22 protein-coding genes are annotated in these 25,499 nt (G+C 73.8%); 20 read left to right on the top strand and 2 right to left on the bottom strand.

Annotated elements, in window-relative coordinates:
• Window positions 1–23: 23 nt before the first annotated feature.
• The 19 genes from RF644_RS09760 to nrdR all read left to right on the top strand — a co-directional run bounded on the left by RF644_RS09760 (window position 24) and on the right by nrdR (window position 23,167).
• Complete coding sequence (locus RF644_RS09760) at window positions 24–1,673, top strand: UDP-N-acetylmuramoyl-L-alanyl-D-glutamate--2,6-diaminopimelate ligase (RefSeq protein WP_368796362.1); 1,650 nt, start codon at window positions 24–26, stop codon at window positions 1,671–1,673.
• Window positions 1,670–3,271, top strand: coding sequence for a UDP-N-acetylmuramoyl-tripeptide--D-alanyl-D-alanine ligase (gene murF, locus RF644_RS09755; RefSeq protein WP_368796361.1), 1,602 nt, complete (start codon window positions 1,670–1,672; stop codon window positions 3,269–3,271). Before RF644_RS09760 ends, murF begins: the two co-directional genes overlap by 4 nt.
• Window positions 3,268–4,383 carry a phospho-N-acetylmuramoyl-pentapeptide-transferase gene (gene mraY, locus RF644_RS09750; RefSeq protein ID WP_368796360.1) on the top strand — a complete coding sequence of 372 codons (1,116 nt, stop codon included), beginning with the start codon at window positions 3,268–3,270 and terminating at the stop codon, window positions 4,381–4,383. Before murF ends, mraY begins: the two co-directional genes overlap by 4 nt.
• Window positions 4,380–5,906: a UDP-N-acetylmuramoyl-L-alanine--D-glutamate ligase gene (murD, locus tag RF644_RS09745; RefSeq protein WP_368796359.1), complete on the top strand. Its 1,527-nt coding sequence runs from the start codon at window positions 4,380–4,382 to the stop codon at window positions 5,904–5,906. Before mraY ends, murD begins: the two co-directional genes overlap by 4 nt.
• Window positions 5,903–7,138, top strand: coding sequence for a putative lipid II flippase FtsW (gene ftsW, locus RF644_RS09740; RefSeq protein ID WP_368796358.1), 1,236 nt, complete (start codon window positions 5,903–5,905; stop codon window positions 7,136–7,138). Before murD ends, ftsW begins: the two co-directional genes overlap by 4 nt.
• The gene (murG, locus tag RF644_RS09735; RefSeq protein ID WP_368796357.1) at window positions 7,135–8,262 is read left to right on the top strand and encodes an undecaprenyldiphospho-muramoylpentapeptide beta-N-acetylglucosaminyltransferase; all 1,128 of its coding nucleotides are present in this window, start codon (window positions 7,135–7,137) and stop codon (window positions 8,260–8,262) included. The genes ftsW and murG overlap by 4 nt, the downstream gene beginning before the upstream one ends.
• Window positions 8,252–9,655: a UDP-N-acetylmuramate--L-alanine ligase gene (gene murC, locus RF644_RS09730; protein WP_368796356.1), complete on the top strand. Its 1,404-nt coding sequence runs from the start codon at window positions 8,252–8,254 to the stop codon at window positions 9,653–9,655. The genes murG and murC overlap by 11 nt, the downstream gene beginning before the upstream one ends.
• Window positions 9,655–10,815: a cell division protein FtsQ/DivIB gene (locus tag RF644_RS09725; RefSeq protein ID WP_368796355.1), complete on the top strand. Its 1,161-nt coding sequence runs from the start codon at window positions 9,655–9,657 to the stop codon at window positions 10,813–10,815. The genes murC and RF644_RS09725 overlap by 1 nt, the downstream gene beginning before the upstream one ends.
• Before the next feature lie 249 nt (window positions 10,816–11,064).
• Window positions 11,065–12,312, top strand: a complete 1,248-nt coding sequence (gene ftsZ / locus RF644_RS09720; protein ID WP_035924051.1) for a cell division protein FtsZ — start codon at window positions 11,065–11,067, stop codon at window positions 12,310–12,312.
• Window positions 12,313–12,431: 119 nt separating this feature from the next.
• The gene (locus tag RF644_RS09715) at window positions 12,432–13,163 is read left to right on the top strand and encodes a polyphenol oxidase family protein (RefSeq protein ID WP_368796354.1); all 732 of its coding nucleotides are present in this window, start codon (window positions 12,432–12,434) and stop codon (window positions 13,161–13,163) included.
• A complete protein-coding gene (locus tag RF644_RS09710; protein WP_368796353.1) occupies window positions 13,160–13,939 on the top strand; it encodes a YggS family pyridoxal phosphate-dependent enzyme in 780 nt (259 codons plus the stop codon). Before RF644_RS09715 ends, RF644_RS09710 begins: the two co-directional genes overlap by 4 nt.
• A gap of 128 nt (window positions 13,940–14,067) precedes the next feature.
• Window positions 14,068–14,589 carry a cell division protein SepF gene (locus RF644_RS09705; RefSeq protein ID WP_017833680.1) on the top strand — a complete coding sequence of 174 codons (522 nt, stop codon included), beginning with the start codon at window positions 14,068–14,070 and terminating at the stop codon, window positions 14,587–14,589.
• Between the two features lie 9 nt (window positions 14,590–14,598).
• Complete coding sequence (locus tag RF644_RS09700) at window positions 14,599–14,889, top strand: YggT family protein (RefSeq protein ID WP_017833679.1); 291 nt, start codon at window positions 14,599–14,601, stop codon at window positions 14,887–14,889.
• Window positions 14,890–15,058: 169 nt separating this feature from the next.
• Window positions 15,059–15,799 (top strand): DivIVA domain-containing protein, encoded by a 741-nt coding sequence (locus RF644_RS09695; RefSeq protein WP_368796352.1) that lies wholly within the window; start codon window positions 15,059–15,061, stop codon window positions 15,797–15,799.
• A gap of 203 nt (window positions 15,800–16,002) precedes the next feature.
• Window positions 16,003–16,593, top strand: a complete 591-nt coding sequence (gene lspA, locus RF644_RS09690) for a signal peptidase II (protein WP_368796351.1) — start codon at window positions 16,003–16,005, stop codon at window positions 16,591–16,593.
• Window positions 16,586–17,536 (top strand): RluA family pseudouridine synthase, encoded by a 951-nt coding sequence (locus RF644_RS09685; RefSeq protein WP_368796350.1) that lies wholly within the window; start codon window positions 16,586–16,588, stop codon window positions 17,534–17,536. Before lspA ends, RF644_RS09685 begins: the two co-directional genes overlap by 8 nt.
• Before the next feature lie 91 nt (window positions 17,537–17,627).
• A complete protein-coding gene (gene dnaE, locus RF644_RS09680; RefSeq protein WP_017833675.1) occupies window positions 17,628–21,176 on the top strand; it encodes a DNA polymerase III subunit alpha in 3,549 nt (1,182 codons plus the stop codon).
• Window positions 21,177–21,234: 58 nt separating this feature from the next.
• Window positions 21,235–22,590, top strand: a complete 1,356-nt coding sequence (gene hisD / locus RF644_RS09675; RefSeq protein ID WP_368796349.1) for a histidinol dehydrogenase — start codon at window positions 21,235–21,237, stop codon at window positions 22,588–22,590.
• Window positions 22,591–22,597: 7 nt separating this feature from the next.
• Window positions 22,598–23,167, top strand: coding sequence for a transcriptional regulator NrdR (nrdR, locus tag RF644_RS09670; protein WP_081994156.1), 570 nt, complete (start codon window positions 22,598–22,600; stop codon window positions 23,165–23,167).
• A 236-nt stretch (window positions 23,168–23,403) separates the two neighbouring features.
• Here nrdR and ppgK read toward each other — a convergent pair whose 3' ends face one another.
• The gene (gene ppgK / locus RF644_RS09665; RefSeq protein ID WP_017834143.1) at window positions 23,404–24,216 is read right to left on the bottom strand and encodes a polyphosphate--glucose phosphotransferase; all 813 of its coding nucleotides are present in this window, start codon (window positions 24,214–24,216) and stop codon (window positions 23,404–23,406) included.
• Between the two features lie 58 nt (window positions 24,217–24,274).
• A complete protein-coding gene (map, locus tag RF644_RS09660) occupies window positions 24,275–25,174 on the bottom strand; it encodes a type I methionyl aminopeptidase (protein WP_336649341.1) in 900 nt (299 codons plus the stop codon).
• A gap of 131 nt (window positions 25,175–25,305) precedes the next feature.
• Here map and RF644_RS09655 point away from each other — a divergent pair, with 131 nt between their 5' ends.
• Window positions 25,306–25,482 carry an SPOR domain-containing protein gene (locus RF644_RS09655; RefSeq protein WP_017834145.1) on the top strand — a complete coding sequence of 59 codons (177 nt, stop codon included), beginning with the start codon at window positions 25,306–25,308 and terminating at the stop codon, window positions 25,480–25,482.
• The last annotated feature ends 17 nt before the right edge of the window (window positions 25,483–25,499 follow it).

Genomic DNA, 25,499 nt, shown 5'->3' with positions numbered 1-25,499 from the left:
CGCCCAGACCATGAAGGACGTTGATGGACGCGACAGCCCAGCAGGGACACGACGCGCAGACGATGCGCCCCGCCCGCCCCCGGCCGCTGAGCCTCGCGGAGACCGCCCGGCTCGCGGGCGGGACGGCGCCGACCCGCGCGGTGGAGGTCACCGGCATCGCCCTGGACTCCCGGGACCTGCGTCCCGGGGACCTCTACGCGGCGCTGCCCGGCGCCCGCACCCACGGCGCCCGCTTCGCCGCGGCCGCCCAGCGCTCCGGCGCCGCCGCGGTGCTCACCGACGCCGAGGGCGCCGGGATCCTCCGGGACGCCGGCATCGGGCTGCCCGTGGTCGAGGCCCCGGACCCCCGCCGGTCCGTGGGGGCGATCGCCGCACGCGTCTACGGCTCCCGGCCGGAGGACGGGACCGCCCCGGCCCTGTTCGCGGTGACCGGCACCAACGGCAAGACGACCACGACCTACTTCACCAACTCGGTGCTCCGCGCCCTGGGCCGGCGCACGGGCCTGATCGGGACCATCGAGATCCTCGCCGGCGACGAGTCGATCCCCTCCCGGCTCACCACCCCGGAGGCCCCGCACGTGCACGCGCTGCTGGCGCTCATGCGCGAGCGCGGCATCACGGCGGCGTCCATGGAGGTCTCCTCCCACGCCCTACAGTTCCACCGGGTGGACGGCGTCCGCTTCGACGTCGCCGGGTTCACCAACCTGACCCAGGACCACCTCGACCTGCACGGGTCGATGGACGAGTACTTCGCGGTCAAGGCCCAGCTGCTCACCCCGGAGCGGACCCGCCGGGCCGTCGTCGTGGTCCAGGACGAGGACGACGTCTGGGGCCTGAAGATGGCCGAGCACGCGCGGGAGCGGCTCGGCCCGGACCTCGTCGACACGATCGCCCTGCGCGGCGGCGTGCCGGGGGACCGGGACGCCGGACCGGGCCGGCACGGCGCGGACTGGACGCTGACCAGCCTGACCCGCCGCGGGATCGGGCACTCCTTCGCGCTGCGGCACCGGGACGGCCGCACGCTGCGCGTGTCCACGGGCCTGCCGGGCGACTTCAACGTGGCCAACGCCGCGCTCGCCGTGGTCATGGTCGTGGCCTCCGGGGTCGACGTCGCCGACGTGCAGCGCGTCCTCGACGAGGCGGACCCCCTCACCACGGATGTGCCCGGGCGGATGCAGCTCATCGGCACGCAGCCCACCGCCGTCGTCGATTTCGCGCACAACCCGGACGCCCTGCGCCGCGCGCTCGCCGCCGTCGAACCGCCGGACGAGGAGGGCCGCGTGATCGTGGTCTTCGGCGCCACGGGGGAGCGGGACCGCTCCAAGCGCCCGGTCATGGGGGAGATCGCCGCCCGCCACGCGGACGTGGTGATCATCACGGACGACGACCCGCACGACGAGGACGCCGGCGCGATCCGCGCCGAGGTCGCGGCCGGGGCGTTCGCGGCCCGCGACGCCGGCGCCCGGGCCCAGGAGGTGCTCGTGCTCGAGCCCCGCACCGTGGCCATCCGCGCCGCGGTGGCCATGGCGGGGCGCACCGACTCCGTGCTCGTGGCCGGCCGCGGGCACGAGACGGTCCAGGAGATCCGGGGCGTGGACCACCCGCTGGACGACAGGGAAGAGCTGCGGGCCGCGCTGGCCGACGGGCAGCAGGACCGTTGGGAGAACCGATGATCGACCTCACCGCCGCACAGCTCGCGCAGATCACCGGCGGGCGCGCCGTCGGCGCCGCCGCCGCCGCGCCCGTCGTCCGCCACGTCGCGACCGACTCCCGCGAGGCGCGTCCCGGGACGCTGTTCGTCGCCAAACCGGGGGAGGTCACCGACGGCCACGAGTACGTGGGCGCGGCCTTCGCCGCCGGCGCCGTCCTCGCCCTCGTCGAGCACGAGGTCTCCGACGCCGCGGGGGTCACCTACCCGGGCGTGCTGGTCCCCGACGTGGTGGAGGCGATGGGCCGGCTGGCCGCCTGGGTCGTGGCCCAGCTGCGCGCGGACCACGAGGTGAAGGTCATCGCCGTCACCGGATCCGTCGGCAAGACCACCACCAAGGACCTCCTGCGGGGCATCTTCGCCGCGGAGGGTCCCACGGTCGCGCCCCGCGGTTCGTACAACGGGGAGGTCGGCGTGCCGCTGACCGTCTTCGAGGCCGGGCCGGACACCCGGTTCCTCATCATCGAGATGGGCGCCACCCGGATCGGCAACATCGACTACCTGTGCCGGATGGTCCGCCCCGACATCGGGGTGGTGCTGTGCGTGGGCTCCGCCCACGCCGGCGAGTTCGGCGGGGTCGCCAATATCGCCCGCGCCAAGGGCGAGCTCGTCGAGTCCCTGCGGGCCGACGGCGTGGCGGTCCTCAACGACGACGACCCGCTGGTCCGCCAGATGCACCGCCGCACCGCCGCGCCCGTGCTCTTCTTCGGGGAGTCCCCGGCGAACGCGCTGCCCGACGTCCCGGCCGCCCGGGTGCACGCCTCCGAGATCCGCCTCGGGCCCGGCGGCAGCCCGGAGTTCCTCCTGCACTTCCCGGCCGGCTCCGCGCACCGGATCGTCTCCCGGCTCATCGGGGAGCACCACGTCTCCAACCTGCTCGCGGCCGCTTCCGCGGCCTTCGTGGCCGGGGTCGCCCCGGAGCGGATCGCGGCCTCGCTCAACGCCCAGGGCGCCGCGAGCCGGTGGCGGATGGAGCGCACCGAGCGGGCCGACGGCGTCACGGTGGTCAACGACGCCTACAACGCCAACCCGCAGTCGATGCGCGCCGCGCTGCAGACCCTGGCCCAGCTGGGCCGCGGCTCCGCCGGGTCCGCGCCCCGCCGCACCTGGGCGGTGCTCGGGGGCATGCTCGAACTCGGCGACAGCACGATCGAGGAGCACGACGCCCTGGGCCGCATGGTGGTCCGGCTCAACATCTCCAAGCTGATCGCCGTGGGCGACCTCGCCCGCCCGGTCTACGACGCCGCCCAGCTCGAGGGCTCGTGGGGCAACGAGGCCACCTGGGCGGCGACCGCGGAGGACGCCGAGGAGATCCTGCGCCAGGAGCTGGCACCGGGTGACATCGTGCTCTTCAAGTCCTCCAACGCCGCCGGTCTCCGGGTCCTGGGGGACCGGGTCGCGGCCGACGCCGGGGACGGCGCCGGCGGGCCCGCCCCGGGCAACGACGCCCCGGCGCGCGGCGACCACTGGCGCTCGGCCGGTCCCTTCGTCAACGCCTCCCTCGACCCGAGCGGGAGGCCCACCACCCCGGGCCCCTCCGCGGACGGGAACGAGCCGGCATGATCCAGATCCTCATAGCGGCCTGCTTCGCCCTGGTCCTGTCCCTCTTCGGCACCCCGGCCTTCATCAAGTTCCTCGCCCGGCGCGGCTACGGCCAGTTCATCCGGGACGACGGGCCCACCAGCCACCACACCAAGCGCGGGACGCCCACCATGGGCGGCGTGGCGATCCTCGGCTCCGTGGTGGTCGCCTACGCGCTCACGCACCTGATCTCCGGGATGCTGTGGCCCTCCTACGGGGGCGTCACCCTCTCCGGGCTCTCCGCGCTGCTGCTGATGCTCGGCATGGGCTTCGTCGGGTTCATCGACGACTACAAGAAGATCGCCAAGAAGCAGAACCTCGGGCTCAGCCCCGTGGGCAAGATCGTCCTCCAGGGCCTCATCGGCACCGCCTTCGCCCTGCTCGTGCTGCTCGTGCCCGGTCCGCAGGGCACGACCCCCGCGTCCTCGGCGATCTCCATCACCCGGGACACCGCCCTCGACCTCGCCTTCGCCGGCACCGCGATCGGGGCCGTCCTCTTCGTGATCTGGGTGAACCTGATCGCCACGGCCACGACCAACGCCGTGAACCTCACCGACGGCCTCGACGGCCTCGCCACCGGTGCGTCCATCCTCGTGTTCAGCGGCTACCTGTTGATCGCCATGTGGCAGAACACCCACCTGTGCGGAGCCGTGGCCGAGGGGGTCTGCTACGAGGTGCGCGACGCCGCCGACCTCGCCCTCACCGCCGCCGCGCTGGTCGGGGCCCTGGTGGGCTTCCTGTGGTGGAACACCTCCCCGGCGAAGATCTTCATGGGCGACACGGGATCGCTGGGCCTCGGCGGCGCGCTCGCCGCGTTCGCGGTGCTCACCCGCACCGAGCTGCTGCTGGTGCTCATCGCCGGGCTGTTCGTGATCATCACGGTCTCCGTCATCCTGCAGGTCGGCTACTTCAAGCTCTCCGGCGGCAAGCGCATCTTCAAGATGGCGCCGCTGCAGCACCACTTCGAGCTCAAGGGCTGGAACGAGGTGACCATCGTGGTCCGCTTCTGGATCATCGCCGGGCTGTTCGTCGCGGCCGCGCTCGGCGTCTTCTACGGCGACTGGCTGCTCTCCCACGGAGGAATGATCCAATGATCCACGCGAGCAACGACAACCCCGTCCTGGACCGGCCGCGCCTGGCCGGGCTCACCACGTGGGACGCCGACTGGGCCGGGTTGCGCGTGGTCGTCGCCGGCATCGGCCTCTCGGGTTTCGCCGCCGCGGACACCCTGGTCGAGCTCGGCGCCCGCGTCGTCGTCGTCGACGGGGCGGACACCCCGGAGAACCGGGCGAAGGCCGACACCCTGCGGATCGTGGGCGCCGCCGACGTCCTGCTGGGGGAGGCCGCCCAGGGGGCCGTGCCCGACGTCGAGGGCGAGCGCCCCGACCTGGTCGTCACGTCCCCGGGGCTGCGGCCCGACCACCCCCTGCTCGCCGCCGCGGCCGTCGAGGGCGTCCAGATCTGGGGCGACGTGGAGCTCGCCTGGCGGGTGCGCGAGCGCGCCGGGCGCAGGACCGCCGAGTGGGTGTGCATCACCGGGACCAACGGCAAGACCACCACGGTCGGGATGACCGCGTCGATGCTGCAGGCCGCCGGGCTCACCGCGGCCGCCGTCGGCAACGTGGGCACCCCCATCCTGGACGCGCTGCGCGAGCCGGTCGAGCACGACGTCCTCGCCGTGGAGCTCTCCAGCTTCCAGCTGCACTGGACGTCCTCGATGTCGCCGCTGGCGTCCGTGGTGCTCAACGTGGCCGAGGACCACGTGGACTGGCACGGCGGCTACGAGAACTACGTGGCGGACAAGTCCCGCATCTACGAGCACACCCGGGTGGCGTGCGTCTACAACGCCCAGCAGGCCGAGACCGTGCGCATGGTCGAGGAGGCCGACGTGCTGGAGGGCTGCCGCGCCGTGGGCTTCACCCTCGAGACCCCGGACGTCAGCATGCTCGGCGTCGTGGAGGACCTGCTCGTGGACCGCGCCTTCCTCGACGACCGCCTGGGCTCCGCCCTCGAGCTCGCCTCCATCACCGACACCGGCCCCCTCCCCACGCCCCACGGCGTGGCCAACGCGCTGGCCGCCGCGGCGCTGGCCCGGGCGGCCGGCGCCCCGCCGGAGGCCGTGCGGGAGGGGCTGCGCGCCTGGGAGCCCGGCGACCACCGGATCCAGGCCGTCGCCACGACCCACGGCGTGCTGTGGATCAACGACTCCAAGGCCACCAACCCGCACGCGGCCGACGCCGCCCTGGCCGCGTTCGACTCCGTGGTGTGGATCGCCGGCGGCCTGTCCAAGGGCGTCTCCTACGACCGGCTCGTCGCCCGGCACGCCGGGCGGCTGCGCACCGTGGTGCTCATCGGCACGGACAACGACTCGCTGCTGGCCGCGCTCGCCGCGTACGCCCCCGAGGTCCCCGTCCTGCGGACCGCCGAACGTCCCGGCCCCGCGGCGGGCGACGCCGTGATGGGCGAGGCGGTGCGGCTCGCCCACGAGGTCGCCCGGAAGGGCGACACGGTGCTGATGGCCCCGGCGTCCGCCTCGATGGACCAGTTCAGCTCCTACGCCCACCGCGGTGACGCGTTCGTCCGGGAGGTCGCGGACCTCGTGGGACGGCTCTCGTGACGCAGGTGCAGGACCGGGCGGGGCTTGCGGAGACGGCCCGCGGCTCCCTGGGCGGGGCGCGCCGCTTCTGGCGTGCCCTCGTGGACGGCCCCCTCATCCACTCCTACTACGCGCTGGCCGGCTCCGTGCTGCTGCTCACGGCCATCGGCATCATGATGGTCCTCTCCGCCTCGGCGGTCGAGTCGATCTCGGCGCAGGAGTCCGCGTACTCGTACTTCGTCAAGCAGGCCACCTTCGGGGGGATCGGCGTGGTCCTGATGTTCGCGCTGTCCTTCGTGCCCACCGCCTGGTACCGCCGGGGCGCCACCGGACTGCTGGTCCTCGCCGTGCTGCTGCTCATGCTCGTCTTCACCCCGCTCGGACAGGAGATCAACGGCAACCGGAACTGGATCGTGGTGGGCGGGCAGTCCTTCCAGCCGTCCGAGGCCGCCAAGCTCGCCGTGGCGATCTGGCTGGCCATGGTCCTGGCCCGGCAGGGCGACGCCGTGCGCGACTGGCGCCAGGCCCTGTGGCCGTCCGGGCTGGGCATCGGGATCCCCGCCGCGATGATCGTGCTGGGCGACGACGTCGGCACGGCCATCGTCTTCGTGCTGATCTACGGGGCCGCCCTGTTCTTCGCCGGGGCGCCGCTGCGGCTGTTCGCGATCGCGGCCGCCGGGGCCGCGCTGGTCGGCACACTGGCCGTGGTCACCGCGCCCCACCGCGTGGACCGGATCACCGGCTGGCTGTTCGGCGAGTGCGGCGCCACCGACGCCTGCTACCAGTCTCAGCAGGGGCTCAACGCCCTCGCCTCGGGCGGCTGGTGGGGCGTGGGGCTGGGCCAGTCCCGGCTCAAGTACAACTACGTCCCCGAGGCGCACAACGACTACATCTTCTCGATCATCGGCGAGGAGCTGGGCCTGCTGGGCACGGTGCTGATCCTGGCCCTCTTCGCGGTCATGGCCCTGGCGATGGCCCGGGTCATCCTGCGTGCCCGCAGCGGCTTCGTCCGGATCGCCACCGCCTGCATCGTGACCTGGCTGGTCGGCCAGGCGTTCATCAACATCGGCATGGTCACGGGGGTGCTGCCCGTGATCGGCGTCCCCCTCCCGTTCATCAGCTACGGTGGGTCGTCGCTGCTGATGAGCCTCGCGGCCGTCGGCGTCGTGATGTCCTTCACCCGGCTGCCGCGCCGGATCCAGGTCCCCACCCGCACCCCCCGCCCCCGCACCCCGAACGAGGATCGCGCATGACACCGTCCGAACCCACCACCGGAGGCCCCGCGCCGTCGGTCCTGCTGGCCGGCGGGGGCACCGCCGGGCACGTCAGCCCCCTCTTGGCCGTGGCCGCCGCGCTGCGGGAGCAGGCCCCGGAGGCCCGCCTCACGGCGGTGGGCACCGCGTCCGGGATGGAGACCCGGCTCGTCCCGCAGGCCGGGCTCGAGCTCGAGCTCGTCGACCGGGTCCCGCTGCCCCGCCGGCCCTCCGTGGACCTCGTCCGGCTGCCCGGACGGCTCCTCGGCGCCGTGCGGCAGGCCGGGGAGATCCTCGACCGCGTCCGGCCGGACGTGGTGCTGGGCGTCGGCGGCTACGTCTGCACCCCCGTCTACCTCGCCGCCGCCCGGCGCGGGCTGCCCATCGTGGTGCACGAGGCCAACGCCCGCCCCGGTCTGGCCAATCGGGTCGGCGCGCGCTGGGCCAGGACCGTGGCCGCCGCGTTCCCCGGCACCCCGCTGCGCGGAGCCGTCACCGTCGGCATGCCCATGCGCCGGGAGATCTCCCACCTGGACCGGGAGGCGCTGCGCGCCGAGGCCCGCCGGTCCTTCGGGCTCGACCCCGACCTGCCCACCGTCGTGGTCACCGGCGGCTCCTCGGGCGCCCTCGCCATGAACCGCACCGTGGCCGGCGTCGTCGGGGAGGTCGCCGCGCGCGGCTACCAGCTCCTCCACGTCACCGGCCGGGGCAAGCAGCTCACCCGGGAGGACGGCGCGCCGCTGAGCGCCCCCGGCTACGTGCAGGTCGAGTACGTGGACGGCATGGAGCGCGTCTACGCCGCCGCGGACCTGCTCGTGGCCCGCGCCGGCGCCGCGACCGTCTCGGAGGTCGCCGCCGTCGGCCTGCCCGCCGTGTTCGTCCCGCTGCCCGTCGGCAACGGCGAGCAGGCGCTCAACGCCGCCTCCCTGGTGGCGGCCGGCGCGGCGCAGCTCGTCGCCGACGACGCGTTCACCCCCGACTGGTACCGCCGGAACGTGCACCCCCTGCTGGCCGACCCCGGCCGCCTCGCCGCGATGGCCGCCGCGAGCCGCGCCCACGGCGTGCGCGACGCCGACACCGTGCTGGCACGGATGATCCTCGAGGAGGTCCCCGGTGAGCGCTGAGCACGAGACCGACCCCGCCCTGCTGGGCCGGGTCCACTTCATCGGGATGGGCGGCGCGGGGATGTCCGCCGTCGCCAAGCTGATGCTCGCTCGCGGGGTCCCGGTCAGCGGCTCCGACCGCCAGGACTCCCCGGCGCTGCGCCAGCTCCAGAACCTGGGCGCCACCGTGCACGTGGGCCAGCGCGCCGAGCACGTGGACGGGGCGCAGACCGTGGTCGTGTCCACCGCGATCCCGCCCGAGGACCCCGAGTACTCCGCCGCCCGGGCCGCCGGGCTGCGCGTGCTGCACCGCTCCGAGGCCCTCGCGGCCGCGATGCACGGCCGCGCGGTCGTGGCGGTGGCCGGCACCCACGGCAAGACGACCACGAGCGCCATGGCCGCGCTCGCGCTGCACACCGCCGGGCTGGAGCCCTCCTGGGCCATCGGCGCGCACGTGGCCGACCTCGGCTCCAACGCGGCCCTCGGCACGGGCCCGTGGTTCGTGGCCGAGGCCGACGAGTCGGACGGCTCCTTCCTCGCGTACGGTCCGCGGATCGCCGTGGTCACGAACATCGAGCCCGACCACCTCGACTACTACGCCTCCCGCGAGGCCTTCTACCGGGCCTTCGACGAGTTCGCCGCGACCCTGCCCGCGGACGGGCTGCTCGTGGCCTGCCAGGACGACCCCGGCTCCCGGGCGCTCGCGGAGCGCCACCGGTCCGCCGGCGGACGGGTGGTCAGCTACGGCACGGACCCGGGCTCTGACGTCCGGGTGCTCCCCGGGGAGGCCGACGGGCTGCGCACCACCAGCACCCTCCTCCTGGGCGAGGGCGCCGACCGCCGGGAGGAGCGGCTCGAGCTCGTGGTGCCGGGCCGGCACAACGTCCTCAACGCGACCGCCGCCTTCTGCGTGGCCGTCGAGGCCGGCGTCCCGCCCGCGGACGCGGTGCGCGGGCTGGCCGGCTTCCACGGCTCCGCCCGGCGCTTCGACCTGCGGGGCGAGGTGGACGGGGTCCGGGTCTTCGACGACTACGCCCACCACCCGACCGAGGTGGTCGCGGCGCTCACGGCCGCGCGGGAGGTCGCGTCCGGGCACCGGGTGATCGCGATCTTCCAGCCGCACCTGTTCTCCCGCACGCGCGAGTTCGCGGCCGAGTTCGCCGACGCCCTGGCGCTGGCCGACGAGGCCCTCGTCATCGACATCTTCGCCGCGCGGGAGCAGCCCGTCGACGGCCTCACGAGCCGGATCGTCACCGACCGCGCCCCCGCCCACGTCCGCTACGTGCCGGACGGCGCCGACGCGGTCGCCGAGGCCGCGGCGGCCGCACGCCCCGGGGACCTGGTGCTCACGGTGGGCGCCGGGGACGTCACCGCCCTCGGGCCCCGGCTCGTGGACCGCCTCGGGGCCCGCTGATGAGCCGGCACGGCCGCCCGCACCAGCCCCGCTTCGGGGACCCGGCCGGGGACTCCGCCGGGGACTCCGGCGGGCCCGCCGGCGGGCCCGTGCCGGAGACCACCGCGGGCCCCGCCCCCGAGCGGGGCACCGCCCCCGAACGCGACCCCGGACCGCCGGCCGGCCCCGGGGGCCCGCCGCGCTCCGGGAGCACCGCCTCCGGCGCGGCCGCGCCGGAGGGCGGGCGCGTGCGGGTGCGCGTGAACGACGGGACCAAGGTCACGCCCCTGGCCGACGAGGACGACCTCGAGGAGGTCCCGGCCGCCGGCGGGCGCTTCAGCGCCTGGCGGCGGCACCGGCAGGAGCGCGCCGCCACCCGCACGCTCACCGCCTCCCGGCTCCCCCCGGTGGAGGAGCCCCCGCGGGCCGGTTCCACGGCCGTGGGGGCCACAGCCGTGGGGGCCACGGTCGTGGCCTTTCCCGCCTCACCGGGGGCCCGGCGCCGGCGCCGGCGGATCGGCGCGGTCCTCGGGGTGCTCGCCGCCCTCGCGGTGCTCGCCGGCGTCCTGTTCCTCTCCCCGGCGCTGGCCGTGCGGGACATCACGGTGCGCGGTGCGGAGCTGACGGACCCGGCCCGGGTCGAGTCCGCGCTCGACGCCTACCGGGGCGTCCCGCTGACGCGGATCTCCAAGGACGAGGTGCGGGAGCGGGTGGGGCGGATCCCGCAGGTCCGCTCCATCGAGGTCCTGCTCGAGCCCCCGCACCACCTCGTGGTCGCGCTGCGCGAGCGCGTGCCCGTGGCCGCGATCGAGGACGACGGGGAGTTCGTGGTCGTCGACTCGGAGGGGGTGGAGCTGATGACCGCCGGCTCCGCGGAGGAGGCGGGCGTCCCCGTCGTCACGGGCGGGCGCGACGTGCTGGAGGGCGAACGGTTCGAGGCCATCGCGGACGTGCTGGCGGCCCTGCCGGAGTCCGTCCTCGCCCAGCTGCGCACCGCCTCGGCCGAGTCGCTGTCCTCGGTGGAGCTGGCCTTCACCGACGGCCGCACGGTCGTCTGGGGCACCGCCGAGGACAGCGAGCTCAAGTCGCAGGTCCTGCGGGAGCTCGTCGAGGCGCGCGGCGCCGGCAGCGGCGTCGAGACCTACGACGTGTCGAGCCCGACCCGTCCCGTGGTGCGCTGAGGCACGACACCGGACCTCACGTTCCACCAGAGGTCGAGAGTGCGGCCGAAACGCAGCACGACCTGCGGTTTTGGCGAAAAGTGTCGAAAGCGGTATGGCTTGTCGTGCAGGTGGTCCCCGTCGTTGTTAGGCTTGACCCCGACATCGAACCCGCCGGGGGAGCAGCTGACGGCATGAGATTCGACCTTCGATAGAAGGTTGAGAAACGGCTCGCCATCCCCGACCCGAACCATCTCCAGTTAGGTACCCATGGACTCCTCCACCCCCCAGAACTACTTGGCCGTCATCAAGGTCGTCGGAATCGGCGGCGGCGGCGTCAACGCCGTCAACCGGATGATCGAGGAGGGGCTGCGCGGCGTCGAGTTCATCGCGATCAACACGGACGCGCAGGCCCTGCTGATGAGCGACGCCGACGTCAAGCTCGACGTCGGGCGAGAGCTCACGCGCGGCCTGGGCGCCGGCGCCAACCCCGATGTCGGCCGCCAGGCGGCGGAGGACCACCACGAGGAGATCGAGGAGGTCCTCAAGGGGGCCGACATGGTCTTCGTGACCGCCGGCGAGGGCGGCGGCACCGGCACCGGCGGCGCCCCCGTGGTCGCCCGCATCGCCCGCTCCCTGGGCGCCCTGACCATCGGTGTCGTCACCCGCCCGTTCACCTTCGAGGGCCGCCGCCGGTCCAACCAGGCGGAGAACGGGATCGAGACGCTGCGCGACGAGGTCGACACCCTCATCGTGATCCCCAACGACCGGCTGCTGTCCATCTCCGACCGCAACGTGTCCATGCTGGACGCCTTCAAGTCCGCGGACCAGGTGCTGCTCTCCGGCGTGCAGGGCATCACGGACCTGATCACCACCCCGGGCCTGATCAACCTCGACTTCGCCGACGTGAAGTCCGTGATGCAGGGCGCCGGCTCGGCGCTCATGGGCATCGGCGCCGCGCAGGGCGAGGACCGCGCCGTGAAGGCGGCCGAGCTCGCCATCGCGTCGCCGCTGCTCGAGGCCTCGATCGACGGCGCCCACGGCGTGCTCCTGTCCATCCAGGGCGGCTCCGACCTCGGGCTGTTCGAGATCAACGAGGCCGCCCGCCTGGTCCAGGAGGTCGCCCACCCCGAGGCGAACATCATCTTCGGCGCGGTCATCGACGACGCCCTGGGCGACCAGGCCCGCGTCACGGTCATCGCCGCGGGCTTCGACTCGGTGAGCCCGGAGACCAACGCGAACAACACCAACGCGGCCGCCCAGCAGGCGGCGACCACGCGCGCGGCCTTCGGGTCCGGCGCCGGTCAGCCCGCCGGCGTGGGCCGTGCCCCGCAGCGCGGCGGGACCCCGTCCTTCGCCCAGCCCTCCACCTCGCAGCGGTGGGCGCAGCCGGTGCAGAACGACGACGTGCCCGACGACGCCGGCTTCGACGTCGACCTGCCCGCCGAGGCGGAGGCCGGCGCCGGGGCGGGCTCCGGGCGCAAGGACTCCCTGGACTTCCCCGACTTCCTGAAGTGAGTCCGGCCCCCTGGGGGCGGACGCGGTGGACCCGCGTCCGCCCCCAGGGCGCGTTAAGCCCCGCCGTCGGTTCCTCCGGCGGCACGACGAGACACGACGAGCAACGACAGGAGGACCCGGTGCTCTGGTGGCAGGACGACGTCGGGCAGGGTGTCCGGGTGGCCTTCACGGACCGCGGCGCGGGCAACCTCGCCCTGCACACGGGCGACGACCCGGGCGCGGTGCGGGCCCGCCGGGCCGCGCTCGAGCGGTCGATCGGCGTCCCGGGCGGCTCCCTGATGTTCCTCGACCAGGTGCACGGCACCGACGTGGCCGACGCGGACCGGCACGACCGGCCGGCCGTGCCGACCGCGGACGCCGCCGTCACGGCGACGGGTGTGCCGCTGGCCGTGATGGTCGCCGACTGCGTGCCCGTCGTGCTCGTCGCGGAGGGGCCCCGAGGCCCGCTCACGGGCGTGGCGCACGCCGGGCGCCGCGGACTGCTCGAGGGCGTGCTCGAGCGCGCGGTCGAGCAGCTGCGGGCACGGGGCGCGAGCGGGCTGTCGGCCTGGCTCGGTCCCTCGATCTGCGGCAGCTGCTACGAGGTGCCGGCCGCCATGCGCGAGGAGTCCGCGGAGCGGATCCCCGCGGTGGCCGCCACGACGTCCTGGGGCACCCCTGCCCTCGACCTGCGCGCCGGGGCCCGGGAGCGGCTGTCCGCCCTCGGGGTCGGCGTCGTCGAGCCGTCGGGGGCCGGCTCCACCTGCACCCTCGAGAACGAGCGGCTGTCCTCGCACCGCAGGGACCCCGGCTCCGGCCGCATCGTCGGCCTCGTCTGGAGCCCCGGTCCCCGCGGAAAGGACGCCGCGTGAGCGCCGAGGCGGCCGCCGCCCCCGGCGGCGACGATCCGCGGACCCTGGAGCTCGCCCGGTCCCTCGACCGGGTGCGTGCCCGGATCGAGGCCGCGGCGCGGGGGAGCGGGGCGGCCGAGGAGCCCGTGCTGGTCGCCGTGACGAAGTTCTTCCCGGCCGCGGACGTGGCCCGGCTGCACCGGCTCGGCGTCCGGGACGTGGGGGAGAACCGGGACCAGGAGGCCGCCGCCAAGGCGCGGGAGGTGGCCGGGCTCGTGGACGGCCCCCTCACCTGGCACTTCGTGGGCCAGCTCCAGTCCAACAAGGCGAAGTCGGTGGTGCGCTACGCGGCGTGGGTGCACTCCGTGGACCGGGCCTCGCTGGTCACGGCCCTCGGCAAGGCGGTGCAGCGGCACCGGGAGGCCGTGGCGGCCGGGGACGCGGCCCCCGGGCCGTGCGCCGAGCAGGACCTGACGTGCCTCGTCCAGGTGTCCCTGGACGCCGAGGAGCGCCGCGGCGGCGCCCGCCCCGAGGACGTCGTCGGGCTCGCCGAGCAGATCGCCGGCACCGAGGGGCTGCGGGCCGGGGGCCTCATGGCCGTCGCCCCGCTGGGGGCGCCCCCGGCGCCCGCCTTCGACCGCCTCCAGGAGCTCTCGCAGCGGCTGCGGCGGTCCCTCCCGGAGGCCACGGCCGTGTCCGCGGGCATGAGCCAGGACCTCGAGGAGGCGGTCGCCCGAGGAGCCACGCACGTGCGCGTCGGCTCCGATATCCTCGGGCCCCGGGCGCCCGTAGGATAGCTTGGAGGACGGCCCCGCGGGGCCAGGGCCGTACCGCGTTCCGGGCAGCACCACGGGCGCAGGGCGGTCCGAGGATCCCGGAACTCCCCCCACCGCCGATATCCGCACAGACAGTCAAGGAGAGCACCATGGCCGGAGCGTTGCGCCGCACCATGATCTATCTCGGCCTCGCCGAGACGGACGAGGACTACGACGAGCCGACGCCGTCCCGCCAGGAGCACCAGCCCACCGCCGCGGTCCGCGAGGAGCCGCGCGAGGCCCGCGCCCACGAGTCCACCGCAGTGGCCGTGCCGCGCCGGTCGGCCGAGTACCGGGCGCCGGTCACCCCCATCAAACGCGCCCCCTCCAGCTCTCGAGAGGACAGCTCGACCTTGCGCACGATCACCACGGTCCACCCCCGCTCCTACAACGACGCGAAGTCCATCGGCGAGGCCTTCCGCGAGGGCACGCCCGTCATCATGAACGTCAGCGACATGGGCGACGCCGAGGCCAAGCGCCTGGTGGACTTCTCCGCCGGCCTGGTCTTCGCCCTGCACGGCTCCATCGAACGGGTGACCGGCAAGGTCTTCCTGCTCACCCCGTCCTACGTGGAGGTCGTCGGGCACCCCGCCGGCGGCGAGGACGAGACCGACGACCACCAGGAGGACTGAGGCGGACCGATGGACCTGTTGCTCTCCGTGCTGTACCTGGCACTGCACCTCGTGTACGTCGCGCTGCTCGCGCGCCTCGTGCTCGACTGGGTGCAGATGTTCGCCCGCAACTGGCGGCCCCGCGGAGCCGCCCTCGTCGGGGCCTCCGCCGTGTACACCGTCACCGACCCGCCGATGCGGTGGCTCCGGCGGATCGTGCCGCCCCTGCGCTTCGGCGGGGTGTCGCTGGACCTCGGGTTCCTCATCCTCATCTTCGCCGTCAGCATCGTCCAGGGCATCATCGGCTCGATGCTGGTCTGACGCAGTGCTGGTCTGATCCCGTGCCGGTCCGACCCGGCCCGCCGGGGACCGGCCTGTACGCTGTAACCGCACGACCACCGGGCGCCGGCCACCGCGCCGCCCCGGCCCCGGTCGGACGGATCCCCCGCCGCGGGCCGTGCCCGCGCTCCGCCCACGAAGGAATGCACCCATGGCTCTGACGCCCGAAGACGTCATCAACAAGCGGTTCCAGCCCACCAAGTTCCGGGAGGGCTACGACCAGGACGAGGTCGACGACTTCCTCGACGAGATCGTCGTGGAGCTGCGCCGCCTGAACCAGGAGAACACCGACCTCAAGCAGCAGCTCGAGGCCGCCGGGCAGCCCGTCGCTCCCAAGGACTCCGCGCCGTCGCCCGTCTCCGAGCCCGGCCTCCCGGTCGCCGAGGACACCACCGCCGGAGAGACCGCTGGGGAGACCGTCGAGGCCCCCGCCCCGGTCGCCGGCGGTGCGCCGCAGGAGGCGGAGGAGCGGACCTCGCCCGCCGCGGCCGGCACCGGAGCCGCCGAGACCGTCCCCGCGGAGACCGCGCCCACCTCCGGTGCGGCGCAGTCCGCGGCCGGCGTCCTGGCGATGGCCCAGAAGCTGCACGACGAGTACGTCGCCGAGGGCACCGCCGAGCGGGACCGGATCGTCGGCGAGGCCCGCGAGCGGGCCGAGGAGCTCGTCACGGACGCCCAGCGCACGCGCGAGGAGACCCTCACGGCCCTCCAGGAGGAGCAGGCCGAGCTGCAGGCCCGCGTCTCGGGGCTGCGCGCCTTCGAGCAGGACTACCGCACCAACCTCAAGGCGTACATCCAGGACCAGCTGCAGGACCTGGACACCACCCCGTCCCTGGAGCCCGCACCGGCCGCCGACGGCGCCGCCGCCCCGATCCGGTCCGAGCAGGCCTAGCCGCCGCGCCGCGACGCGCACCCCGCGGAGGGACCGGCCACGTGCCGGTCCCTCCGTCGTCGCCCGCTCGGGCCGCCCCTGGCGGGGTGCTCCCGGGGCGGATGGCTCCCGGGCGGACGTGGCACCATGGAACGGGGCCGACGTCCCCGCCGCCCCGCCACCCCGGGGTGGGCCTGATCCCCGCCCCGCCACCCGAGGAGAGCATGAGCGAGTCCCCCGAAGTCCCCGCCGGAGCACCCGACCGCCGGACCCCGCGGGGCGTCCTCCTCCTCGCCGCGGCCGCCGCGCTGCTGGTGTACGCCGCGGACCAGCTCACCAAGTGGTGGGTCGTCGCGACCATGGAGCTCGGCCAGCGGACGCCGGTGGTCGAGGGACTGCTGTGGTGGCAGTTCATCCGCAACCCCGGCGCCGCGTTCTCCCTGGGGGAGAACATCACCTGGGTCTTCACCCTGGTCATGGTGGTCGTCTCCGTCCTCATCGTGCTCACCCTCCGCCGCGTCCGCTCGGCCGCGTGGGCCCTGGCCCTGGGGCTCGTCCTCGGCGGCGCCCTCGGCAACCTGACCGACCGGCTCCTGCGGGAGCCCGGCTCCGGGATGGGCCACGTGGTGGACTTCATCGCCGTGCCGCGCTTCGCGATCTTCAACATCGCCGACTGCGGGGTGGTCGTGGGGGTCTCCCTCGTGGTGCTCCTGACGCTGCTCGGCCGGGAGCTCGACGGCACCCGCACGGGCGCGGGCACCCCGGACGCGCAGCGGGTCGAGGCCTCGCCGGAGGAGGAGGGCACCCGTGGCTGAGCCCGAGGAGCACCTGCAGGAGCGCTTCACCGTGCCGCCCGAGCTCGAGGGCCAGCGCGCGGACGCCGCCGTGGCCGCCCTCACCGGGCTCTCCCGCTCCGCGGCCGCCGTGCTCTGCGCCGAGGGCCGCGTGCTGCACCGCGACCGGCCCGTCGCCAAGTCCTTCCGGGTCGAGGCCTCGCAGACCCTCACCGTGCACGTGCCCGTCCCCGAGGACCCGGCCCGGATCGTGCCCCAGCTGGTCGAGGACTTCCGCGTGGTGCACCTGGACGACGACATCGTGGTGATCGACAAGCCACCCGGCGTCGCCGCGCACCCCTCGCCGGGCTGGAAGGGACCGACCGTGGTCGGGGCCCTGGCGGGCGCGGGCGTCACCGTGAGCACCTCCGGCGCCCCCGAACGGGCCGGTGTGGTGCACCGGCTCGACGTCGGCACGTCCGGGCTGATGGTCGTGGCCCGCACCGAGCGCGCGTACACCGCGCTCAAGCGCGCCTTCAAGGACCGGACGGTCACGAAGGTCTACCACACGGTGGTGCAGGGCCTCCCGGACCCGCTGCGCGGGACGATCGACGCGCCGATCGGGCGCCACCCCGGCTACGACTGGCGCTTCGCCGTGGTCGACGGCGGCCGCGCGTCGATCACCCACTACGAGGTCCTGGAGGCCTTCGGCCGGGCGGCGCTCGTCGAGGTGCACCTGGAGACCGGACGCACCCACCAGATCCGCGTGCACTTCTCCGCGCTGCGCCACCCGTGCTGCGGGGACCTCACCTACGGCGCGGACCCCGCGCTGTCGGCCGGCCTCGGGCTCACCCGGCAGTGGCTGCACGCCAAGCGCCTGGGCTTCGAGCACCCCGGCACGGGGGAGCCCGTCGAGTACGAGAGCCCGTACCCGCCGGACCTCTCCTTCGCCCTCGAGACGCTGCGCGACGGCGGTCCCGCCTGACCCGGCGGAGCGGCGCCGGCCGGGGGAGCCGGCCGCCGCGGGACGGCCCCGGCGGGGCGGAGCGGTCGGTGCGGACCACTACACTGGTCGGGTGACGACGGCGACCGGCAAGAACAGCTTCACCCACCTCCACGTGCACACCGAGTACTCGATGCTCGACGGTGCGGCACGCCTCGACGACCTCTTCGAGGCCTGCCACGAACTGGGGATGTCCTCCCTGGCGACGACCGACCACGGCTTCGTCTTCGGGGCCTTCGACTTCTGGAACAAGGCCCGCAACGCGGGGATCAAGCCCATCATCGGCGTGGAGGCCTACCTGACGCCGGGCACCGCCCGCTCCGACCGCACCCGCGTGAAGTTCGCCGACGGCGGCCGGGACGACGTCTCGGGCGGCGGCGCCTACACGCACATGACGCTGCTCGCGGAGACCACCCAGGGCATGCAGAACCTGTTCCGCGCCTCGTCCCTGGCGTCCCTGGAGGGCCAGCTGTACAAGCCGCGCATGGACCGCGAGCTGCTGAACACCTACGGCAAGGGCCTCATCGCGACCACCGGCTGCCCCTCCGGCGAGGTGCAGACCCGTCTGCGCCTGGGCCAGTACCAGGAGGCGCGGCAGGCCGCGGCGGAGTTCCGCGACATCTTCGGCGCCGAGAACTACTACTGCGAGCTCATGGACCACGGCCTGGGGATCGAGAAGCGGGTCACCGGCGACCTGCTCAAGCTCGCCAAGGACCTGCAGCTGCCGCTCGTGGCCACCAACGACCTGCACTACACCCACGCCGAGGACGCGAAGTCCCACGCCGCCCTGCTGTGCGTGCAGTCCGGCTCGACGCTGGCGGACCCGAAGCGGTTCAAGTTCGACGCCGACGAGTTCTACCTGAAGTCCCCGGCGGAGATGCGGGAGCTCTTCCGGGACTTCCCCGAGGCCTGCGACAACACCCTGGAGATCGCGGAGCGGTGCAACGTCGAGTTCGACACCTCCGCGAACTACATGCCCCGCTTCCCGACCCCCGAGGGCCACGACGAGGAGTCCTGGTTCGTCGAGGAGGTGCAGCGGGGCCTGCACCACCGCTTCCCCGGCGGGATCCCCGAGGACGTCCAGCGGCAGGCGGACTACGAGAAGGGCATTATCCTGCAGATGGGCTTCCCCGGGTACTTCCTGGTGGTGGCCGACTTCATCAACTGGGCCAAGAACAACGGGATCCGGGTGGGCCCGGGCCGCGGCTCCGGGGCCGGCTCGATGGTCGCGTACGCCATGCGCATCACCGAGCTGAACCCGCTGGAGCACGGCCTGATCTTCGAGCGCTTCCTCAACCCGGACCGCGTCTCCATGCCCGACTTCGACGTCGACTTCGACGACCGCCGCCGCTCCGAGGTGATCCACTACGTCACCGAGAAGTACGGCGACGAGCGCGTGGCCATGATCGTCACCTACGGCACCATCAAGGCCAAGCAGGCGCTCAAGGACTCCTCGCGCGTGCTCGGCTACCCCTTCTCGATGGGGGAGAAGCTGACCAAGGCCATGCCGCCGGACGTCATGGGCAAGGGCATCTCCCTCAAGGACGTCTACGACGAGAGCGCCAAGCGCTACGGGGAGGCCGACGAGCTGCGCGAGATCCTCGCCCAGGACCCGGAGGCGAAGAAGATCTTCGACACCGCCGAGGGCCTCGAGGGGCTCAAGCGGCAGTGGGGGGTGCACGCGGCGGGCGTCATCATGTCCTCGGACCCGCTGATCGACATCATCCCGATCATGCGCCGCGAGCAGGACGGGCAGGTCATCACCCAGTTCGACTACCCCACCTCCGAGGGGCTCGGGCTGATCAAGATGGACTTCCTGGGGCTGCGCAACCTCACGATCATCTCCGACGCGATCGAGAACATCACGCTGAACCAGGACGGGTTCGTCCTCGACCTCGAGAACCTCCTGCTCGACGACGCCGAGTCCTACGAGCTGCTGGCCCGCGGCGACACCCTCGGGGTGTTCCAGCTCGACGGCGGGCCCATGCGCCAGCTGCTCAAGCTCATGCGCCCCGACAACTTCGAGGACATCTCCGCGGTCATCGCGCTGTACCGTCCGGGGCCCATGGGCGCGAACTCGCACACGAACTACGCGCTGCGCAAGACCGGCCAGCAGGAGATCACCCCGATCCACCCCGAGCTCGAGGAGCCGCTCGCGGAGATCCTCAACACGACCTACGGCCTGATCGTCTACCAGGAGCAGGTCATGGCGATCGCCCAGAAGGTCGCGGGCTTCACGCTCGGCCAGGCGGACATCCTCCGCCGCGCCATGGGCAAGAAGAAGAAGTCGGAGCTGGACAAGCAGTACGAGGGCTTCCACGGCGGCATGGTGGAGCGCGGCTACTCCGAGGCCGCGATCAAGGCCCTGTGGGACATCCTCCTGCCCTTCTCCGACTATGCGTTCAACAAGGCCCACTCCGCCGCCTACGGCCTCGTCTCCTACTGGACGGCCTACCTCAAGGCGCACTACCCGGCCGAGTACATGGCCGCGCTGCTCACCTCGGTGGGCGACGACAAGGACAAGCTCGCCCTGTACCTCACCGAGTGCCGCCGGATGGGCATCACCGTGCTGCCCCCGGACGTCAACGAGTCCGCGCTGAACTTCACCCCGGTGGGCACCGACATCCGCTTCGGGATGGGCGCGGTGCGCAACGTGGGCGCCAACGTGGTCAGCGCGATGGTCGAGGCCCGGGAGGAGCACGGCGCCTTCACCTCCTTCAACGACTTCCTCGCGAAGGTCCCCGCCGTGGTGTGCAACAAGCGCACCATCGAGTCCCTGGTCAAGGCGGGCGCCTTCGACCGGCTGGGCCACACCCGGCGCGGACTCGTGCTCTGCCACGAGGAGGCCGTGGACGCCACGGTCGCCGTCAAGCGCCAGGAGGCGGCCGGGCAGTTCGACCTCTTCGGGGGCATGGGGCTGGACGACGAGGACCCCTCGACGTCGCTGACCGTCGCGGTGCCGGACGTGCCCGAGTGGGAGCGCAAGGACCTGCTGGCCTTCGAGCGCGAGATGCTCGGCCTGTACGTCTCCGACCACCCGCTGCGCGGCCTCGACGAGGCGCTCGGGCAGTACGCCGACACCTCGATCCAGCCTCTGCTCGGCGAGGACGGCCGGCCCGACGGAGCCGTGGTGACCGTGGCGGGCATGATCACCTCCCTGTCCCGGCGGATCGCCAAGACCTCGGGCAACGCCTACGCGCGGGTGGAGCTCGAGGACCGGACGGGCTCGATCGAGATCATGTTCTTCGGCAAGGCCTACGCCCCCATCGCGGGCGTGCTCGCGGAGGACCTCATCTGCGTGATCAAGGGCCGGCTGCAGCGCCGGGACGACGGGTCGGTGACGATCTCCGCGCAGGAGCTCACCGTGCCGGAGCTCTCGGCGGACGGGCACAGCGGCCCCGTGCTGATCGCCCTCCCCGAGTTCCGCGCCACGGAGGAGACGGTCAAGGAGATCGGCGCGGTGCTGCGCAACCACCGCGGGGACTCCGAGGTGCGCATCCACCTCGAGACCCGCCAGAAGGTGCAGGTCCTGCGCCTGGGCCCCGATCTGCGCGTGAACCCCTCACCGGCGCTGTTCGGGGACCTCAAGGTGCTGCTCGGCCCGACCTGCCTGGAGGTGTAGCCCACCGGGCGGCGGAGCGCAAGGCCCGGCACCCGGCCGGGCGCCGCGGTGGAATACCATGGAGAGCGTGACTACTGCTGAGACGACCACGACTCCCGTCCTGCGAACGATCGACCTGCGCGGCCGGCACCTGTCCTGGTCCGATCTGCGGGCGGCCGTGCCCCGGCAGAGCTCCACGTCGCTCGCCTCGGCGCAGCAGGCCGTGGAGGAGATCATCGCCGCGGTCCGCACCGAGGGCGCCGTCGCGCTGCGCCGCTACGCGCAGCGCTTCGACGGCGTGGCCCAGGACCGGCTGCGCGTCGACCCGGCGGAGATCCGGCGGGCCGTCGACGAGCTGGACCCGGCCGTGCGCCGGGGCCTGGAGACTGCCATCGAGCGCACCCGGGCCTTCGCGCAGGCGCAGCGCCCGGCCGACGCCCGCGTCGAGGTCGCGCCCGGCGCCGTGCTCGTGCACCGGTGGACGCCCCTGCGCCGGGCGGGGCTCTACGTGCCCGGCGGGCTGGCCGTCTACCCCTCGTCCGTGGTCATGAACGTCGTCCCAGCCCAGGCGGCGGGGGTCGGCTCCGTGGTGCTGTGCAGCCCGCCGCAGAAGGAGTTCGGGGGCCTGCCGCACCCCACGATCCTCGCGGCCGCGGGGCTGCTCGGGGTGGACGAGGTCTGGGCCATCGGCGGCGCCCAGTCGCTGGCCGCCATGGCCCACGGGGTCACGGACGGCGACGACGTCCTCGAGCCGGTCGACACCGTGACCGGTCCGGGCAACGTCTACGTCGCCGCCGCCAAGCGCCTGCTCCGCTCCGTGGTCGGCGTGGACGCCGAGGCGGGGACCACCGAGATCGCCGTGCTGGCCGACGACACCGCCGTGCCGGCCTACGTGGCCGCCGACCTGATCTCCCAGGCCGAGCACGACCCCGCCGCCGGCGCGGTGCTGATCACCCACTCGCCCGGGCTCGCCGAGCGGGTCGCCGCGGAGCTCGCCGTCCAGGTCCCCGAGGCGAAGCACCGGGAGCGGATCACCACCGCCCTGTCCGGGCCGCAGTCCGGGATCGTGCTCACCGACGACCTCGACTCCTCGATCGCCGTGGCCGACGCCTACGCCGCCGAGCACCTCGAGATCCACACCGCCGACCCGCAGGAGGTCGCCGCCCGGGTGCGCAACGCGGGGGCGATCTTCCTGGGGCCCTACAGCCCCGTCCCGCTCGGCGACTACGCGGCGGGCTCGAACCACGTGCTGCCCACGGGCGGGACGGCGGTGCACGCCCAGGGCCTGTCCACCACCGCCTTCATGAAGGCGGTGCAGATCGTCGAGTACACCCAGGACGCGCTCGCCGTGATCGGGGAGGACATCGTGGCCGTCGCGCGCTCCGAGGACCTGCCCGCGCACGGCCGGGCCATCACGATCCGCACCGGGAGCTGATCCGACCGTGCACTGCCCGTTCTGCCGTCACACCGACTCCCGCGTCGTCGACAGCCGCACCACGGACGACGGGACGGCGATCCGCCGCCGCCGCCAGTGCTCCGAGTGCGGCCGGCGCTTCACCACGCTCGAGACCACGACCATCTCGGTCATCAAGCGCTCGGGCGTCACCGAGCCCTTCGACCGGCAGAAGATCGTCAACGGGGTGCGCAAGGCCTGCCAGGGGCGGCCGGTGAGCGAGGACGACCTCGCGATGCTCGCCCAGGAGGTCGAGGAGACGATCCGGGCGCTGGGCGCCGCGGAGATCGAGGCGCACGAGGTGGGGCTCGCGATCCTGGCCCCGCTCCGCCGGCTGGACGTCGTGGCGTACCTGCGCTTCGCCAGCGTCTACCAGGCCTTCGACGGCCTGGGGGACTTCGAGGAGGCGATCGACCTCCTGCGCCGGCAGCAGGCCGAGCAGACCGGGCAGCAGACCATCCCCGCCACCGTGGAGCCCATCGGCGCCGCCCGGAAGCGCAGCGGCCGGCGGCCGCGGGGCAAGGGCCTCGAGGGCGTGTCCCAGCCGAGGCTGCTCTGACGACCCGCCCGCGCGGCGCACCGGCTCCGGCCGCCACGTCCCGGCGTGTCCCTTGCCGCAGGCCGGAGGAGGACCGTAGAGTGGGGTCCACAACAAGCTCCCGCCGGGGGCTGCGGAGGGGAAGCCGCGGCCCCCGGCGGGTTTTTTCTGCCCCCGGCCGGATCGTTCCCGCCCGGTCACGACGACGCCCGGTCACCTCCTCGCGGAGGTGACCGGGCGTCGTCGTCGGACCGGGCTCAGCTCTCGGGCGCGTGCGGGATGCCGGCCCACAGGGCGGCGCCCACGATCCCGGCGTTGTTGCGGAGCTCGGCGACCTTCACGGGCGTGCGCAGCTCGATGAAGGGGAGGAACTTCTCCGCCTTCTTCGACACCCCGCCGCCGACCACGAACAGGTTGGGCGAGAACAGGAACTCCACGTGGCTGAAGTAGCGCTGCAGGCGGGTGGTCGCCCACTTCTTCCACGGCATGTCCTCGCGCTCGCGCGCGGCGGCGGACGCCTTCGTCTCGGCGTCGTGGCCGTCGATCTCCAGGTGCCCCAGCTCGGCGTTGGGGACGAGCTTGCCGTTGAGGATCAGGGCGGAGCCGATCCCGGTGCCCAGGGTGATCACGATGACCAGGCCCTTGACGCCCCGTCCGGCGCCGTAGACGGCCTCGGCCAGCCCCGCGGCGTCGGCGTCGTTGAGGGCCTCGACCGGACGGCCGAGCCGTTCGGTCATGAGGCCGTCGACGTCCGTGCCGATCCAGGACTTGTCGATGTTCGCCGCGGACAGGGCCACGCCCTCCTTGATGATCGCCGGGAAGACGATGCCCACGGGCGAGTCGGGGGCGGGAGCCTCGGGACGGGACTGCAGCTCCGCGACGATCTGCTGCATCACCTCCGCGACCTTCTCGGGGGTGGCCGGGCGGGGGGTGGCGATCCGGAAGCGCTCGCCGACGAGCTCGCCCGTGTCGAGGTCCACGATCCCGCCCTTGGTCCCGGTGCCGCCGAAGTCGATGCCGATGACGCGGCGGTTCGGGACGGCGGCGACGTCGCGGTCTGGTGTGGTCATGGGGCGGTCCTCTCGTGGGGCCGTGGTCGGATGATCAGTGGGCAGTCTACGGCAGGGCCTACGGAAGGGTGAGGACGTCCGCCCCGTCCTCGGTGACGGCCATGGTGTGCTCGAACTGCGCGCTGCGCCGCCGGTCGCGCGTGGTCACCGTCCAGTCGTCGTCCCACTGCTCCCACTGGATCGTGCCCAGGGTCAGCATGGGCTCGATCGTGAAGACCATGCCCGGGACCATCGGGGTGGAGTAGGACGGCGCGGCGTCGTAGTGGGGGACGATCAGCCCGGAGTGGAACTCCCGGCCCACCCCGTGGCCGGTGAAGTCCCGCACCACGCCGTAGTCGAAGCGCCGGGCGTACTTCTCGATGACGCGGCCGATGACGTTGATCTCGCGGCCCGGGCGGACGGCCTTGACGGCCCGGTTCAGGGCCTCCTCGGTGCGCTCGACCAGCAGGCGGGACTGCTCGTCGACCTCGCCCACCAGGAACATCCGGTTGGTGTCGCCGTGGAAGCCGTCCTTGTAGGCCGTGACGTCCAGGTTGATGATGTCGCCCTCCTCCAGCACCGTGGAGTCGGGGATGCCGTGGCAGATCACCTCGTTGAGGGACGTGCAGATGGACTTGGGGAAGCCCCGGTACCCCAGGCAGGAGGGGTAGGCCCCGTGGTCGCACAGGTACTCGTGGGCGATCCGGTCGAGCTCGTCCGTGGTCGTGCCCGGCACGGCGGCCCGGCCGGCCTCCTGCAGGGCGCGCGCCGCGATCCGGCCCGCCGCGCGGATGAGCTCGATCTCGTCCGGGGTGTAGACGTTGCCGCCGCGGCCCTCGTCCGGCTCCGCCCGGCCCACGTACTCGGGGCGGGGGATGGACGCCGGCACGGGCCGGCCGGGGGTCACGGAGCCGGGGGCGAGGGCGCCGACGGGGGCGGTGCCGCCGGGGGCGGGAGCGGTGAGGTTGTGCGTGGGCACGGGGGTCTGGACCTCCTGGATCGGGTGGGCCGGCCCCGTCCGGGCCGGTCCGGGCCTAGGATCTACCCTAGCGCGCCGGGCACGGGGCCGGTCCGGTCACCGGGGCCCGGCGGCCACCGAGAGGAGAGGTCATGGCCGAGTACTGGTTCAACACCTACACCCACCAGGTCGAGGAGGGCCCGCAGTCGGACTACCGCAAGCTGCTCGGGCCCTACGCCACGCGCGAGGAGGCGCAGAACGCGCTGAAGCTCGCCGCGGAGCGCACCCGGCAGTGGGACGAGGAGGACCGCGCCTTCGAGGAGGGCTGATCCGCCGCGGGCGCAGT

This window comes from Kocuria sp. CPCC 205258 (genome assembly GCF_040981005.1).
Taxonomy (GTDB): domain Bacteria; phylum Actinomycetota; class Actinomycetes; order Actinomycetales; family Micrococcaceae; genus Kocuria; species Kocuria rosea.
The sequence above is the reverse complement of the archived record's forward strand: the minus strand, read 5'-3'. Positions and strand labels throughout refer to the sequence as shown.